The 13,939-nt window shown below is 55.6% G+C and carries 8 protein-coding genes; 3 read left to right on the forward strand and 5 right to left on the reverse strand.

Annotation, left to right across the window (positions count from 1 at the left end; genetic code table 11):
- Positions 1-141 precede the first annotated feature (141 nt).
- The 3 genes from FAES_RS03925 to FAES_RS03935 form a co-directional block, all read right to left on the reverse strand.
- Positions 142-3,285 carry an efflux RND transporter permease subunit gene (locus FAES_RS03925; RefSeq protein ID WP_015329899.1) on the reverse strand — a complete coding sequence of 1,048 codons (3,144 nt, stop codon included), beginning with the start codon at positions 3,283-3,285 and terminating at the stop codon, positions 142-144.
- 75 nt (positions 3,286-3,360) lie between these two features.
- Positions 3,361-4,446, reverse strand: coding sequence for an efflux RND transporter periplasmic adaptor subunit (locus tag FAES_RS03930; protein ID WP_015329900.1), 1,086 nt, complete (start codon positions 4,444-4,446; stop codon positions 3,361-3,363).
- A gap of 73 nt (positions 4,447-4,519) precedes the next feature.
- Positions 4,520-5,773 carry a TolC family protein gene (locus FAES_RS03935; protein WP_041257529.1) on the reverse strand — a complete coding sequence of 418 codons (1,254 nt, stop codon included), beginning with the start codon at positions 5,771-5,773 and terminating at the stop codon, positions 4,520-4,522.
- A 144-nt stretch (positions 5,774-5,917) separates the two neighbouring features.
- Between FAES_RS03935 and FAES_RS03940 the strand changes: the two genes are divergently transcribed.
- Both FAES_RS03940 and FAES_RS03945 read left to right on the forward strand, forming a co-directional pair.
- On the forward strand, positions 5,918-6,643 hold the full coding sequence (locus FAES_RS03940; RefSeq protein WP_015329902.1) for a hypothetical protein: 726 nt from the start codon (positions 5,918-5,920) through the stop codon (positions 6,641-6,643).
- 91 nt (positions 6,644-6,734) lie between these two features.
- On the forward strand, positions 6,735-8,777 hold the full coding sequence (locus FAES_RS03945; protein WP_015329903.1) for a kojibiose hydrolase: 2,043 nt from the start codon (positions 6,735-6,737) through the stop codon (positions 8,775-8,777).
- A 102-nt stretch (positions 8,778-8,879) separates the two neighbouring features.
- On the opposite strand, the gene FAES_RS03950 is transcribed toward FAES_RS03945, so the two are convergent.
- The gene (locus FAES_RS03950; protein WP_015329904.1) at positions 8,880-9,551 is read right to left on the reverse strand and encodes a TetR/AcrR family transcriptional regulator; all 672 of its coding nucleotides are present in this window, start codon (positions 9,549-9,551) and stop codon (positions 8,880-8,882) included.
- A 219-nt stretch (positions 9,552-9,770) separates the two neighbouring features.
- On the opposite strand from FAES_RS03950, the gene FAES_RS30595 reads away from it, so the two are divergent.
- Positions 9,771-10,742, forward strand: coding sequence for a ferredoxin--NADP reductase (locus tag FAES_RS30595; RefSeq protein WP_262493758.1), 972 nt, complete (start codon positions 9,771-9,773; stop codon positions 10,740-10,742).
- Here the strand turns inward: FAES_RS30595 and FAES_RS03960 are convergent.
- Positions 10,706-13,855 (reverse strand): ligand-binding sensor domain-containing protein, encoded by a 3,150-nt coding sequence (locus FAES_RS03960; protein WP_015329906.1) that lies wholly within the window; start codon positions 13,853-13,855, stop codon positions 10,706-10,708. The two genes, FAES_RS30595 and FAES_RS03960, sit on opposite strands and share 37 nt — an antisense overlap.
- Between the last annotated feature and the right edge of the window lie 84 nt (positions 13,856-13,939).

Genomic DNA, 13,939 nt, shown 5'->3' on the forward strand with positions numbered 1-13,939 from the left:
GTAAACCCTTGATGCAACCTCGCTCCGGTTTCCACAAAACTACCGCTGTCTCTCTGAAATGAGCCTTTCTTCCTACGTGGATTAGCATCCCGTAGACAGCTCGGCCAGCCAGATTAGTAGTTGATCAAGCTGTTTTCGTGACTAGATCGCTTCCGCAATAGCCTTCCGTTTCCGCCCGCCCCGCCGGGCAATTGTGTGCGTAATGTTACGGTTGAAGAAGCGGTAGATGATCGGGAAGATCAGCAACGTCAGCACGGTGGCGGTGATAAGTCCTCCGATAACGACAATCGCCAGGGGCTTCTGGGTTTCGGAGCCAATGCCGCTGCTGACGGCGGCGGGCAGTAGCCCGATGGCCGCCATCATGGCCGTCATGACCACGGGGCGGATGCGTGATTTTACCCCGGCAGCAATCGCTTCATCGAGGGTCATGCCTTCAGCGAGGTTGGCGTTGAAGACCGAAATAAGGATAACGCCGTTCTGTACACAAATGCCGAAGAGGGCAATGAATCCAACGCCCGCCGAAATGCCAAAGATGGTGCCCGTAATATGAAGCGCCAGGATGCCACCGATCAGCGCGAATGGAACATTGAGCAGGACCAGGCCGGCGTCTTTTGCATTGCCGAAAAGGACGAACAGAATCACGAAAATGGCCATCAGGCTGAGCGGAACGACCTGCCCCAAGCGTTTGGTGGCACGTACCTGATTCTCAAATTCGCCCGTCCATTCGGCTTCGTAACCTTTATCGAACTTCACCGTCTTCTGCACACGCTGTTGGGCATCGGCAATGGTGCTGCCTAAATCGCGCTCCCGAACGGAAAACTTGACGCCGATGAACCGCTTGTTTTTGTCGCGGTATACAAAGGCGGGGCCGGTTAGGGTTTTGATGGTCGCGATCTCTTTGAGCGGGATCTTGTCGCCTCGAATGGTGGGGACCATCAACAGACCGATGTCTTCCTCATTCTTGCGGTAATCGGGCTGGTAACGTACCCGGATATCAAAACGGCGTTCACCTTCGTATAACTGCGTGGCCGTTTTACCACCAATAGCCATCTCGATAACGGCCTCGGCGTCGCCCACCCGTACGCCGTAGAAGGCCATCTTCTGCTTATCGACATAGATGCTCATTTCGGGCTGACCCACATTGCGCAGAATACCCACATCTTTTACGCCAGGTACGTCGCGAATGGCCGCGATGACCTGATTGGCGTATTTGTCGAGTTCGGCTAAGTCGTTGCCGAATATCTTCACGGCGTTGCTGGCGTTCATGCCCGCAACGGCTTCGGCCACGTTGTCAATAATAGGCTGCGAATAGTTGTAATTGATGCCCTGAAATTGCTTGAGCTTCGCGTCCATCTCCTCGATCAGCTGATCGGTGGTGATAGGGCGAGTCCAGTCTTTCTTGGGTTTTAAGTTTACCTGCATCTGGACATAGTAGAACCCCGAAGGATCGGTGCCATCGTTGGAACGCCCCGTCTGCGACAACACGCCCCGTACTTCGGGAAACTCACTCAGCTTGCCACGCAGGGTATGCACCATCTTCACCGTTTCGGCCAACGACGTGCTCATGGGCAGCTTGGCCTCGACCCAAAGGGCGCCTTCATTCAGTTGGGGTAAAAATTCGGTGCCCAGCAAGCTGGCCGACGCGAAGGTGAGCCCCATGAACAACAAGGCAACTAGCATGCTGATGCGCTGATGGGCGTAAGTCCAGCCAAAACCCCGCGTAACGATCCGGTCGAAGAAATTGACGATGGGGTTATTCTTCTCACGCACGTTTTTATTGAGCAGCATCGAACACAGCACCGGTACGAGCGTGAGGGTGAAAATCAGCGCACCGAGTAGAGCAAAACCCAGTGTCCAGGCCAGAGGACTGAACATTTTGCCTTCAACTTTCTCAAAAGAGAAAATCGGCAACAAGGCTGTGATGATGATCAGCTTGGAGAAGAAGACAGCCTTACCTAGCTCCGTGCCGGTTTTTCGAATGAGCCCCAGCTTCGCCAGCCGGTTGTAGCGCGGCATGCCGAAACGGTGCGCCTTGTGGTCGAGCACAACGAAGATGCCTTCAACCATCACAACGGCGCCATCGATGATGATACCAAAGTCGACGGCGCCCATCGACAGCAGGTTGGCCGACATACCCCGCAGCCGCATGCAAAGGAAAGCAAACAGCAAGGCCAGCGGGATAATAATGCTAACGATGACGGTTGTACGCCAGTCGGCCATAAACAGAAAGACAATGACCGTTACGAATAGAATTCCCTCGGCCAGATTGTGCAGTACGGTTTCGGTGCAAAACCGCATAAGGTTATCACGATCGTAGAACGTAACCATCTCGACGTCGTCGGGCAGCACTTTCTCGTTGAGCTCGTCGATCTTGGCTTTCACCCGCGCCAGCACCTCCGACGGGTTTTCCCCCTTCCGCTGCACAATGATGCCCTCAACGACGTCGTCGTTTTGGTCGAGGCCAACCTGCCCCACCCGCGGCTGATTGGACAGTGACACGTCGGCCACATCACGCACCAGCACGGGCAGGCCACCCTGTTCATCGACGATGATGTTTTCGATGTCTTCGATGTTGTTCAGCAGCCCGATGCCCCGAACCACATAAGCTTGCCCATTTTTCTCGATGACATCGCCGCCCACATTGAGGTTGTTCTGCGTAACGGCATTGTACACCTCTGATGGGGTAATGCCGTATTTCTGCAACAGAATCGGGTTCACGCTGACCTCATACGTTTTCTCGCGACCACCAAAGGCAACCACGTCGGCCACACCGGCCACCGACCGCAACTGTCGGTCGATCACCCAGTTTTGCAGGGTTAGCAGCTCGCGGGTATCGCGCGTTGGCGATTTAAGCGTATAACGGAAGATCTCGCCGGTGGGGCCATAAGGCGGCTGAATGTCGGGCTCAACACCGTCGGGGAGCGACACCGTACGCAGCAGGTTATTGACCTGTTGCCGGGCGAAGAAATCCTCTACGTCGTCCTCGAAGATGATTTTCATCACCGAGAGGCCAAACATCGTGATCGACCGGACGTTGGTCTTACGCTGCACCGAGTTCATGGCCACCTCGATGGGCACCGTCACAAACCGCTCCACTTCTTCAGCGCTGCGCCCGTTCCATTCCGTCACGATGATAATCTGCGTGTTGGTAACGTCCGGGAAGGCTTCGATGGGCGTTTTCAGGTAGCTGATGACGCCGGCTACCGTCAGCGCCCCGACCATGAAAAACACGAAAAAGCGGTTCTTCAGCGAAAACGTGAGAATGGATTTAATGAGCGCGTTCATAGGTCGGTAAGTGGACAAGTGAATTCGGCTGGCCCGCTAACGTACCTGAGCGGTGCTGATTCACGCATGCACGAATTAGTCGTTTAGAGCGTCGTAGATCAGCAACTGAGCCTGCGTAATGACTTTTTCGCCGGGTTGCAGCCCATTGCTTATGTAGGCCAGATCGCCCTGCGAGCGGAAGACCGTCACCTCGCGGGTATCGATGTGTTGCCGGTCGTGGTAGACCATGACGTACTGCTTGCTCTTGTCAAAAATGAGGGCTCGGGCCGGAATGGCCGGCATAGCGCCGCCCTCATCGAATGCCAGCATGACGGTGGCATTCATGCCGGGTTTAAGCTTCAGTTGCTCGTTGGCCAGCCGGATACGTACCTGAATGGTTTTGGTAGCAGGGTCAAGTACGTTGTAGACCTTGTCGACGACACCCCGGAAGGTTTTGTCGGGGTAGCTCAACGTTTTGATCTGCGCGGGCAGCCCCAGCCGCATCTGGCCAATTTCCGATTCATTAACGTTGGCCAGCACCCAGATTTCGTTCAACTGCGAAATGGTGAAAACGGCGTTGGCATCGTCGGAGCGGAGCTGCATGCCCCGATTGATGTTCTTTTCCAGCACGTACCCGGAAATTGGCGCCTTGATCACTGATTGGGCCTGTTTGTCGGCACCGTAGATTTGAAGCACCTCGCGCAGGCGGGCCAGTTCGGCCTGCTCACGCTCCACCTCTTTCTGCGCCGCCACCACGTCGCGTTCCGAGTTGAGTTTATCCACAAACATGTCCTGGGCTACCTGCAAGTTCTTCTGTGCCAGCCGAAGTTCGGCCTGCGCCTGCGCCAGCTCCCGGTTGTAGCCCGCCACCTCGCTCGACTGAATGACGGCCAGCGTTTGCCCTTTCTGAACGTAGTCGCCCAGTTCAACCCGCACGTCGCGCACGTTGCCACCTACCAACGGAAACACCCGGATCAACCGGTTTTCGTCGGGGACGACGCGCCCAATCAGCCGCAACTGGCTCCGGATGGGCTGGCTGACCACCGGCTCGGTCTGTACACGGCTAGCCATGGTATCGGTCAAGGCGAAGGCTGCTTTAGGCGCTTCTGTCGTTGCTTTTGGTTCTTTCGAGCAAGCCAGTATTAACAGAGACAGGAGTAAAAAATGAGGTTTCATAGGCATTGGCCCGGTAGTTCGGGTTGATGGCTTTTAAACGGAAGATGCGTTGGTCAGGTACGTTAGGGCGCGGGCGTAGCTACCGGAAAATATCGGTGCCGATAACGTAGGTAAGCTGCTCGTAGGCGTTGACCCGGTCGGCCCGGAGCCGATTCAACTGGCGCGTATTGTCCAGGTACGTTTCAAACAGATCCACAAACTCGACGAGCGACAGGTTACCCTTTTCGAAATTGCGGAGCACGCTCTGGATCAACTCGTCGTATTGGCCTGAGAAATTGGGGTCAATGCTCCGGTAAGCCTGCTCGGTCTGCTGAATCTGTTCCAGCGAGGCGCGGATTTCGTTTTCGACGACACTTTGCAGATTGCGCTGGCCCAACCGCAAAAACTGCCCCTGCGCCTGAGCCGAGCGGATGTTACCCTGGTTCCGGTTCAGGATGGGCAGGTCAATGCTGGCCGTCAGGCCGATGTAGTTGGGAGTGTAGCTGGCGTTCTGGTCAAACATACCCCCCAACCGTACGTCGGGCGTGGCCAGTGCCCGTTGCAGTGCCAGATTAGCATCGGCTTGCCGAACCGCCACGTCGCTGCCCTGTAAATCCGGGCGGTTGCTGAAGGCAAGGGCCGTCGCTTCCTGTAGCGACGGCAACGATTGGCTGTAGCGCACGATATCGGCGTCGAGCACAATCGGGCGCACCGCCGCCTCCGTTTGTAGTAATACTCTCAGGTCGCGTTGCTGATCGATGAGCAGGTTGCGCAACTCGAGTTGATCGTTGGTCAGTTGCAACAGCAGCGCCTTCAACCGGACGATCTCCCGAAGCGACACATTGTTTTTGCCGTACTGCCGCTCAAACGCCGCGATAATCTCGGTGAGCCGCCCCCGCTGCTGATCGTAGATACGGAGCGAACTGGCCGTAAAATAGATGGAATAGAACCGGCTGTGCAGGTCGAAACGCAGCGAGCGGAGCAGATCCGAAAACTGGAGTTCGGTCAGGCGAGCCTGCTGGGTTGCTACAGCTACGCGTTTGTTTCGTTTGCCAGCCAGTAAAATCGTTTGCTGGATCGACAGCGCCTTTTGCCCCCCCGGTCCAACATCAAAGAGCTGCCCGGCAGTGGGGTTGAACGCGTTCAGTTCAAGATAAACGGTGGGGTTATCGAAAAGCCGGGCCTGCGCTACCTGAGCCCGCGCCGCATCGATCTGAAAGCGGCCCGCCAGCGCCTGTAAGTTTTGCCGGAGAAACAAACTATCGGCTTGCCTAAGCGTCAGTGACAGGGTATCCTGCGCTGCTGACGGTAAGACGCCAAGGCTACAAACGGCAGCAAGCAGTTTTAAAAACATTTTTAGAAAAAATAGGCTATTTACAGTACGGTTTTGGGTGCAAATATCCGGCTTAATCGTAGCGGATTTAATTAAAAGGCTATTAATAGAGCGAACATTAATGCTTTTTAACGTGTCATAAATGCTCATCTACTCAAGGCACCTATGAAGACCTCGCTACCTGTGTGGGGCTGTATTGCCCTTCTGAGCTTCCTCTCGGGCACTGCCTGCGCTCAGGAATCTTATTTCAACGTAACCGAATCCGACGTGGCCGAAAAAGGGAAAATCGTTGTGCAGCAACAGTTCTCGATTCAGAATTTTTACCGGTCGATCACGACGTTCGACTACGGTCTAGCTGAGGATCTTGAGTTGGGCGCCAATCTGATCAATCTGGATTATTACCCCGTCAGCCGGCGGTTTATGCGCAACGACTCCAGCACCGAGCAGGCCTACTCGCCCTTGCTGATGCTCAACGCTCAGAAAATCATTAAGCTACCGCATGATTTTCACGTGGGCATCGGTGGACAGGCGGGCTGGAACCTGACCCCTAATCTGGGGCAACACCGCTTCGTGCATTTTGTCTACCTTAACCTGAACCGCACGTTTCTGGACGACCATTACAAACTCACGGCGGGGGTGTTCAACGGCCATGTGCGCTACCTCGGCGACGGGCCGCCGGTAGGCTTCCAGACGGGGTTCGAAGCGGCCATCGTGTATCAGAAACTGCACCTGCTTGGCGATTGGCTATCGGGGCAACACGACGCCGGGCAGCTGGTGCTGGGGCTTGAGGTGTTCCTGTCGAAAAAGATACCCCTGTCGGTGGGGTGGCAACGGCGGAATCAGGATGGGTCCTCGGCGCTGGTGTTGCAGTTGACCTATCGGAATGAATAAACCAACCGGTCCGGTAACCGCTCGGGTTTGTCTAGTGTCTTAGTCTAGAGACGCCTATCTTCGCTTCTTACAACGAAACCTATGTTTTTTTATGAAGCGAAACCTGTTTACCCAAGTGGCGTTGCTGCTGCTTACCTGTACTCTACCTCAGCGAACGCAGGCCCAGAACGCAGACTGGCAGATTGTCGGGCAAAACATCAACCCGGCTAATTACTATGGTATTACCGTTGCCAATGGCATGATCGGGCTGGTGTCGTCGCCAGAACCCATGAAGGTGAAAGACGTCGTGCTCAACGGCGCCTTCGACACCTACGGGCGGGGTCGCGTGTCGAACATCCTGAAGGTGTTCAACTTCGCCAATATGAATCTGGACGTCGACGGAACACGCATCGGCCCGCGCGACATCGCCAATTACCGGCAGACGCTCGACATGCAAAAGGCAGCGCTCACGACTACCTTCGACTATAAAGACAAGGTGAGTGTAAAGCAGACGATGATGGCCCTGCGCCACCTGCCGTTTTCAGAACTGACGATGGTGGAAATCACCGCCCGGAAAGACTGCGAAGTGATGCCCATGTCGGTGATTGAATCGCCCGAAAATCTGAAAGAGGTGAAGAACTTCTATTCGGAAATCGATCGCCCGCACGTTACCATCCGCCTGCTTACGTCAGTTGCCAAAAGCCCCAGCGGTCGGCATACGGTCGCGGCCTCGACCTCGTTTCTGTTCGATGAACTGCACGGGCAGGAACCCGACGTGATCCACGAAGACTGGGATTACAACATGCACCTGGCCAAATTCAAAAAGCGGCTGAAAGCTGGCGAGACGTACCGGTTCAGCGTAGTCGGTTCGGTATCATCGACCGCCCACACGGCAGACCCGCACAACGAAGCTGAGCGCCTGACCATCTTTGCCGCCCTGGAACGTACCCAGCGCCTGCTTAGCCGCCACAATGCCGAGTGGGACAAACTCTGGCAGTCAGATATCATCATCGACGGCGATCCCGATGCGCAACGGGCCGTTCGGCAGGCGCTGTATCACCTCTATTCGTTCGCCCGCGAAGGTACCGCCTACAGCCTGTCGCCAATGGGCCTGTCGGGGCTAGGCTACAACGGGCACGTGTTTTGGGACACCGAGCTCTGGATGTACCCGCCCTTGCTGATGCTGAAGCCCGAGATTGCCAAATCGCTGCTCGAATACCGTTTTGAGCGGATGGCTATGGCCCGGCAGAATGCATTCAGCCACGGTTACACAGGGGTGATGTTTCCGTGGGAATCCGATGCCGACGGGCAGGAAGCGACACCGGTTTGGGCGCTGACCGGCCCTTTCCAGCACCACATTACGGGTTGCGTAGGCTGGTCGTTCTGGAGCTATTACCAGGTAACAAAAGATAAAGAGTGGCTGCGTACGCGCGGGTACCCAATGCTGAAAGAGGTCGCCGATTTTTGGGTGAGTCGCGTTGAGAAGGGTACCGATGGGCAGTACCATATTAATAATGTAATTGGCTCCAACGAATGGCAGGAAAACATCGATGATAACGCGTTCACCAATGGCATGGTCAAAACCGTGTTGCCGATGGCGACCAAAGCCGCGCAGGAACTGGGCATCGCGCCCAATCCGCAGTGGAATGCCGTCGCGGCTAACGTACCCATCCTGACTTTTCCCGACGGTACGACCAAAGAGAACCGGACCTACGATGGCGTGATGATCAAACAGGCCGACGTAAACCTGCTGGCGTTCCCGCTCAAACTGATCACCGACGAGGCCCGTATCAGGAAAGACTTGGCCTATTACGCCCCCCGCTATTCGCCCGACGGCCCGGCAATGGGCTGGTCGGTGCTGTCGACGCTGTATACGCGCATGGGCGACCCCGAAAAAGGATTTGAGTGGTTTGTGAAAAGCTATAAGCCTAACGAGGTACCGCCGTTCGGGGTGTTGGCTGAAACGGCAGGCGGCACCAATCCTTATTTTGCGACGGGAGCAGGCGGCATGCTACAGGCGGTACTGAACGGCTTTGGCGGTCTCGACCTCTCCGACGCCGGCATCAGCCAATTGAAAAGCCGACTGCCCAAAAAATGGAAGTCGTTGACCATCAAAGGTATTGGCGTGGAGAAAAAAACGGTTGTCGTCAAGTAGAGCCCCGCTATCAATTATAAGAGCCTCTTTCGGGTGCATCATCTGTGAACGATGCGCCTGAAAGAGGCTCTTCTGGTAGTTGAAGTGTACGGTGGGTGACGGTTATTTCCAGTGTCCATCCAGCACGGCGCTATGCGCAGGGCTGAACCGGCTGCCATCTGTGTGGCTAACCGTTTGGCTAAGCGTTGAATAAATGAGTTCGATGGCTTGCTCGATCCGTTTCCAGCCCGATTCGCTGCGGAGGTCAATACCAACCAGCGTACGGTTATTGTCGGCGAGTAAGGTCAGGTACGACATAGCACCCAGCACCACGGCTGAAACGGCTTCAACGTCGGTTCCCTTGACAAATGAAAGCTGACTAACCAGCCGCTGTATTTCCTGATCCTGCGATTGACTGGCTGCCTCCGCCGTTGGATCATGTTCGATTACGTTGGCCTTAAGCAACTCACGCGCCGCCTGATTGGCCCGAAACTGCCGAAAAAGTTGCGTAACCTGTCGATACCACAAACGCCCTAATTCGGTTTCGTTTTCAGGACGGATCTGTTCGAGCAAAGCAGGAGGAAAATCAGGATAAATTTTCCCCATTTTAATGTAGTAATCGATCAGGCCATTGAGCCCGCCAAAATACCGGTAAATCAACACTTTACTGACGCCAGCTTGTTCAGCAACCCGGTTTACGCCAACATGTTGGAGGCCCCGTTCTGCTAGAATAACTTCGAACGCATCAATAATTCGTTGGGTGGTTTGAGCACGGTTACGTTTGACTTTTTCCATGATGGTGTTGCACGGCTTTTTTTGGATACGTGTGGGGTCAGACGGGGCTACTGAGTAAAAGTCACGGTTTCTCAACAAACTTTACGTAAAATCGAGCGAGTGATCCTACTACATCAACGAAGACACTAAGCGCGCATGGTTATAACGAGTTATCACCTGACAATCACTGATATCGTTGTTGATACAGTTGATGTACATACTTACGTATTTCAACCAGTAATGGTTTCGTATCAGCCTGGTCAGTTTTTAACGTTGTTAATTGATATTGACGGCCAGGAAATAAGGCGCTCTTATTCCATCACGTCGGCGCCAATCGTCGCTGGTGAATGGCTGGAGCAACCGCTGGCAATCACCATTAAACGGGTAGAAAATGGGCAAATATCCCGCTATCTGATTGATCATCTGCGCGTTGGTGACGTAGTGACTAGCCTGCCACCCGCCGGCCGGTTTACTGTACCCGCCGCAACCGGGCCCCGTGATCTTGTCCTGATTGGGGCGGGTAGCGGCATTACCCCACTTTTTTCAATACTTAAGTATATTATGGACCAAGAGCCAGAGACGCGCGTGGCTTTGCTGGATGCCAATACGTCAGAACATACGATCATTTATCGCGAGGCACTCGATGTGCTTCAGCAGCAACACCCGGCCCGGTTTAGGCTGGTGCACCTGCTCAGCCAACCAACTGATAGCTGGACTGGGCGGCGGGGCCGGTTAACTAATCTGTTGCTTGAGCGTCTGCTTCCCGACCTTACCAGTGGCCCACCGGCGTTGGCTTTGTGGTATATCTGTGGGCCGCCCGATTTTATGCGCACAGTGCGGTTCACGCTAACATATCTGGGCATTCCAGCCCAACAAATTCGGCGTGAGCTATTTGTTACTGAACCCGTGAACGTACCCAGCGCTGCCCGTTTCGTGGTGCCTGACCGCACTATACAACTGCGGTTTCGGGGCGAGACATACAGCCTGTTTGTCCCCAGCCGCTCCACCATATTGCAGGCGGCGCTGGCGGCCGGTATTGCGTTGCCCTACAGTTGTCGGGGTGGGCGTTGTGCTACCTGCGCCGGTGTTTGCCGAAGTGGTCGCGTACAGCTGAGCATTAACGACGTGTTAACTGAGCGCGACCTGGCCGAAGGGTGGGTATTGACCTGCACGGCCTATCCCGAAACCGACGGGATTTTTATCGACGTCTGAACCCGGCGGGGCTTCCCGTCGGCGTAGGGTAATGGCACCAGCAGCACCACCGACGTGCCTTTGCCGGCTTCGGTTTGCCATTGAATGCTTCCCTGCAACATTACCACCCGTGATTCGATGTTGCCGATGCCCAGCCCCTGATGGGTCCGCTCATACGAAAAGCCCTGCCCATTATCGGCATAGGTGAGTTGCAGCCGGTCTTCCCGGTAGCGGCAGGTAATGTCAATCTGCGATGCGTTGGCGTGTTTGAGCGTATTGTTGACCAGCTCCTGCACAATCCGGTAGAGCATCGTTTCGGTATTGATGGGCAGGCGGGGTAAGCTTTCGTCGAGAATCAGCTGGGTCTCGATGGCACCCGTAGCGCTGATGCGCTCCAGGAGTTCTTCCAGTGCCGGGCCAAAGCCATACTGTTCCAGCGTGCGGGGGTTGAGTTCGCGCAGCAGGTCGCGCACGTCGCTGATGATGTCGTTGATCAGGCTGTTGATCGCGTTGCGTAAGGATCGGGGGGCGTCGTCGTCACCGGCATAGCGGGCCATTTGCGTCGTGTAGAGCTTCAGCGTGGCCAGCCGGGTGCCGATCTCATCGTGCAGGTCGCGGGCGATGTCTTTTTTGACCTGTTCCTGCACATCAAAGGCCAGCCGCAATTGTTCCGACTGTTGCTTGCGGATGGCCTCTTCCCGATAACGTACCCAGTACAGAATCAGCCCGGTCGTTGCCAGAATCAGGCCAAGGATAAACGGCCACGTACGCCAGAAAGGCGGACTGATGTAAATCACGAGTTTTTGCACCCGGTTGCTCCAGTGGCCGTCTTTGTTCGCCGCCCGCACCTCCAGCGTGTACGTATCCGGGGGCACGTTGGCGTACCGGGCATAGTTGCGTTCGCCGGCCTCGACCCAGTCGTTGTCATAACCGGTCAGTTTATACGCATAGCGGTTGGTGCCACTGCTGAGGTAATCGACGGCCGAAAATTCGAGCGAGAACGTATTCTGCGAATGATCCAGGTGCAGTTCTTTCAACTCGCTGATCACCGTTTGCCCAACCGGCGCCTCTTCATTGATACGCAGGTTATAAAAATAGACGGGTGGATTCGTTCGGGTACTGTGGTACAACTCGGGGCGGCACACGTTGAACCCATTGATGCCCCCAAAGTAAAGAAAGCCCTGCTGGGTTTTCAGGTACGCGTTACCGTTGAATTCCAAGCCCTGCAGGCCGTCGCTCAGGCCGAAATTTTTGAAATTGGCATTGTTCACGTCGAAGCGGACGATCCCTCGGTTCGTGCTCATCCACAGGTTGTTGTTACTGTCGGCGAGCACCCCGTAAATGAATGAATTGGCCAGTCCGTCGCGCTCGCTGTAGAGCCGGATGCGATTGGTTTCCCGGTTGAGCGCCGCAAGCCCCCGGTCGGTCGATAGCCAGATGGTGTTGCGGGCTGGGTCATCGTGAAAATGAAGGATAGTGTAGCCCATCAGCCCGTTGAGCACCCGTCGCCACGGTGCCGACGACCCCTCGGGCGGGAGCTGATAGCAGGTGAAGCCATTCAGGTACGTACCCACCCACAGGCGGCGGGTACCCGATTGCCAGTGTAGCGAAAAAATGTTGTCGTTGGCCAGCTCGGGGCGCTTTTGCCAACGTCGTTTGGCCAGACTCATCAGGTACAGGCCATCTTCAGTAGCTGCCAGTAAACTATCGGCGCTTAGTGCCACCAGCCGCCGGGCAAAATTGGTGTTTTGCTCGCCGCTTGCCGGTGCGGGTTTGGCGGGCACGAAAGGTAGTATCTCAAACGATTCGTCGCGCGGGTGAAACAGGTAAGCACCGCCTTGTGTACCCACCCACATCCGGCCGTAGCTATCGGCATACAGGTGCTTGACCTGGTTATGCATGGATTGGCTATTCCTGACAGTATGGGTGAGGTAGCGACGGAGCACTTGTCCAGTTTGTGGGTCGATGACGTCGATACCTGCCTCGTTGCCTACCCACAGGGGCAAACTCGCCCGTTGCCTGTCGGCGGGGGTGATGGCAAATTCGGCAAAGCTCCGGATCGTGTAACTGCTCAACTGCTGTTCAACCGGACTTTGCTTCGACTGGAAATTGCGGTTGATTCCACTGAACATGAAGGCGTCCGGAATCATTTTGACAATACCGTCGGGGTCGATGTTGGCCCAGATGATGCCCTGATTATCGACCATCAGCTTGCTGACCTCAAACCGCGACAGCAACACCATGTTATTCGGCGGATTTTCGACCGTGCCGTATAGGCGGGTCCGTGTGTCGAAATACAGCACCCCCCGCTGTTGCGTGCCCAGCCATAACCTCCCGAAGGTATCGTCATCAATCGAATAGACAGGGCCCGGCGAAGTAGTACCTGCCAGCGGATAAGTGCGGGCGGTGCCTGCCCGATGATCGAACCGGATCAGGCCCTCTGCCGTACCGATCCAGGCTACGTTGCTTTGGTCGATGTAAAACGAGAAGACGGTTTGAGGCGTCCCGAAAGCGTTATCGGGGTGGCTGCTGAAATACCGATATACTTTGCGTTCGGCCAGGTTGTAGCGTAACAGGCCCGACTCGGCATGCAACCAGATGTCGTCGGCGGGCGTCCGAACCGTCGAGCTTTGCATGTTGTATTCTCGCCGGGGTTTCAGCGACGGGTTCAATACCTCCTTTTTATCCGTTCGGTAATCAAGGCGCACGAGCCCTTGCGTTTCGCTGAGGTATAACAGCGCGTGGGCGTCAACGTAGAACGGAAGCGTCCGGTCGGGGGTGGGGCGGGTGTTTGGGCGGGGCGGATTCGTGTAATAGCACGTGAAGCGGTCGGTCAGCCGATCGTAGCGATTCAGACCTTCCTCCGTGCCAATCCATAAGTTGCCCTGTGGGTCTTCGACAATGCCGAAAATATTCAATCCACGAATGTTGCCCGCCCGTCGGTCATCGGCCCGGTAGGTGCGGAAGCGTTGCCCATCGTAGCGGTTCAGGCCGTCCTGCGTACCAAACCACATAAACCCCCGCGAGTCTTTGTGCATGAAGTAAACCGACCCCTGCGTCAGGCCGTTCGACACGCCGATATGTTCGAGGCGAAAGTGGGCCGGCGGGAGTAGCGGGTCAGGCCTAGCTGGCATACTAGCCACCAACAGCCAGCAAAGGGCTATCACCCATTGCCTTATTCTGTAAGTAGCTGCTTTGTTCATGCGACCAAACCGTTA

The sequence above is a fragment of the Fibrella aestuarina BUZ 2 genome (genome assembly GCF_000331105.1).
In the GTDB taxonomy this organism is placed as follows: domain Bacteria; phylum Bacteroidota; class Bacteroidia; order Cytophagales; family Spirosomataceae; genus Fibrella; species Fibrella aestuarina.